General features: G+C 68.3%; 2 protein-coding genes and 1 pseudogene. All 3 read right to left on the bottom strand.

The features are described 5' to 3' along the window. Positions 1–784, bottom strand: a 784-nt coding sequence (locus WA805_RS16605; RefSeq protein WP_425242789.1) for a serine/threonine-protein kinase, incomplete at its 3' end; no start/stop codon positions are given. 19 nt (positions 785–803) lie between these two features. Beyond that, the gene (locus WA805_RS16600; protein WP_425242788.1) at positions 804–2,450 is read right to left on the bottom strand and encodes a fumarate hydratase; all 1,647 of its coding nucleotides are present in this window, start codon (positions 2,448–2,450) and stop codon (positions 804–806) included. A 195-nt stretch (positions 2,451–2,645) separates the two neighbouring features. After that, positions 2,646–2,850: pseudogene (locus WA805_RS16595) on the bottom strand (ABC transporter permease); the annotation flags it as partial.

The raw sequence follows: 2,850 nt of genomic DNA, 5'->3' as shown, positions 1-2,850 counted from the left end.
GGTCTCGGCGCAGCAGCGCCGCGATCAGCGGGGCGAGCCGGCTTGAGCTAGACGCGACGGGGGCGTCCTCGTTGATGATGGCGGACATCGTGGTGATCGCGCCGCCGCGCTGCTCGTACGGCCCGCTCCCTTCGACCGCCGCGTAGATCGTGGCGCCGAGCGACCACAGGTCGGACGCGGGCGTCGCGGAGCCGCCGCGGATCCGCTCCGGCGCGGTGAACCCGGGGGAGCCCATGACCATCCCGGTCTGCGTCAGCCGCGGATCGCCCGCGAACTGCGCGATGCCGAAGTCGGTCAGGACCGCCCGCTCGTCCCACTCGCCACCGGACCGTTCCCTGGCGATCAGCACGTTGCTCGGCTTCACGTCCCTGTGCAGCACCCCGACGGCGTGCGCGGCCGCGAGCGCCGCCAGCAGCTGCTGGCCGATCCGCCCGGCGCGCAGCGGTGTCAGCCGCTTCTCCACGGTCAGCACCTGGTCGAGAGACCGCGACGGGACGAGTTCCATGACGATCCACGGACGTCCGTCTTCTTCGGCCACGTCGAAGACCGTGACCACGCCGCGGTGCGAAAGCCGCGCGGCGGTACGCGCCTCGCGGAGCGTCCGCTGGTAGGCGTTCTTCCGCTCGTCCAACCCGATAGAAGAGGAGAGCACGACCTCCTTGACCGCCACCTCACGATCGAGGAGCTGGTCCCGGCCGCGCCACACGACGCCCATGGCGCCACGGCCGATCGGCTGGTCGAGAATGTACCGCCCGGCGATGACCCGCCCTGTCATTGGGGGCATAGCCGGACCATACCAGCGTTCAGGGGTGGCTGCCGATGGAGAGGAGCGGACCCGACGCCTCGGCGAAGAAGTCGTTGCCCTTGTCGTCCACGATGATGAACGCGGGGAAGTCGCGGACCTCTATCCTCCACACCGCCTCCATGCCGAGTTCCGGGTATTCCAGCACTTCGACCTTGGTGATGCAGTCCTGCGCAAGCCGCGCCGCCGCACCGCCGATCGAGCCGAGGTAGAACCCGCCGTGCCGTTTGCACGCCTCGGTCACCCCCGTGGACCTGTTGCCCTTGGCCAGCATAACGAAAGACCCGCCCGCTGACTGGAACCGTTCAACATAGGAGTCCATCCGCCCGGCCGTCGTCGGCCCGAACGACCCGGACGCGTACCCGGCGGGGGTCTTGGCCGGCCCCGCGTAGTACACGGGATGGTCGCGCATATAAGAAGGCATGGGCTCGCCGGCGTCGAGCCGCTCGGCGATCTTCGCGTGCGCGATGTCGCGGGCGACGACCATCGACCCGGTCAGCGCGAGCCGCGTCTTGACCGGGTACTTCGACAGTTCGGCCCTGATCTCCGCCATCGGCCTGTTCAGGTCGATCGCCACGACCTCCGCGCTGTCGGCGGTGACCGTAGCGGGGTCCGGCAGGTACTGCGCCGGGTCGGTCTCGAGCTGCTCGAGGAACACGCCGCCGGCCGTGATCTTCGCCAGCGCCTGCCGGTCAGCCGAACACGACACCGCGATCGCGACCGGACAGGACGCGCCGTGCCTGGGCAGCCGGATCACGCGCACGTCGTGGCAGAAGTACTTGCCGCCGAACTGCGCGCCGATCCCGATCTTCCTGGTGATGTCCAGGACAACGGCCTCGAGTTCCAGGTCCCTGAACCCGTGCCCGTCCGGCGAACCCGAGGCCGGCAGCGTGTCGAGGTACCGGGCCGAGGCGTACTTGGCCGTCTTCAGCGCGTACTCCGCGCTGGTCCCGCCGACGACGATCGCCAGGTGGTACGGCGGGCACGCCGACGTCCCGATCGTCCGGATCTTCTCCTCGAGGAACGACGCCATCCGCGTCGGGTTGAGCACCGCTTTGGTCTCCTGGTACAGGTACGACTTGTTCGCCGACCCGCCGCCCTTGGCCATGAACAGGAACTTGTACGCGTCGCCGTCGGTGGCGTACAGCTCGATCTGCGCCGGCAGGTTGGACCCGGTGTTCTTCTCGTCCCACATGGTCAGCGGCGCCATCTGCGAGTAGCGCAGGTTGAGCGTCGTGTACGCGTCGTAGATGCCGCGGGCGATGTGTTCTTCATCACGTCCGTCGGTGAGTACCTGCTGGCCGCGCTTGCCCATCACGATGGCGGTCCCGGTGTCCTGGCACATCGGCAGCACGCCCCCGGCGGCGATATTCGCGTTCTGCAGCAGGTCACGGGCGACGTACCGGTCGTTGGGGCTGGCCTCCGGGTCGTCGAGGATCGCCCGCAGCTGCCGCAAGTGGGACGGCCGCAGCAGGTGGGAGATGTCGCGCATCGCCGTCCGGCTCAGCAAGGTGAGCGCTTCAGGATCAACGTCAAGAAAAGTTTTTCCGAACGCGCCCGTGGTCTCCACCCCGCCGTCAGCGATCTTCCGGTAGGTGGTGTCGTCGTGCCCCAGCGGAAGAAGTTCGGTGAAGGAAAACTCAGCCATGCCCCCATCCTAGGAGGCCGCGAGATTGTCCCTGGATGTCACGACTTGTTTGGGTATCCGCAAGCTTGTATTGTGACGCTGTGCGGCGGCGCTGCGCCACGCGGTGCCCCCGTCCGCGAGTGGATTGCTCGCCACGCAGCGCCCCCGTCTGCGGAGGCTGAGCTGCGGCGCCGTCGCACATAACCTCTTCTGCCGCTAGCGATTCGCCAGCCTCGGCAGTAGCAGCGAAGCGCAGGTGATGCTGGCGAGCATCGCGCCCACCAGGACCACGACGTCCAGCCACAGCGTGGTAGGCCAGCCGATCAGCAGGCCGCGGAGCGCCTCGACCTGGTAGGTGAGCGGGTTCACCTTGCTGACGGCCTGCAGCCAGCCGGGCATCACGTAGGTCGGGTAGAGCGCG

This window comes from Trebonia sp., assembly GCF_049794275.1.
Lineage (GTDB): Bacteria > Actinomycetota > Actinomycetes > Streptosporangiales > Streptosporangiaceae > Trebonia.
Note: the sequence above shows the minus strand (reverse complement) of the source record. Positions and strands in the feature narration are given on the sequence as shown.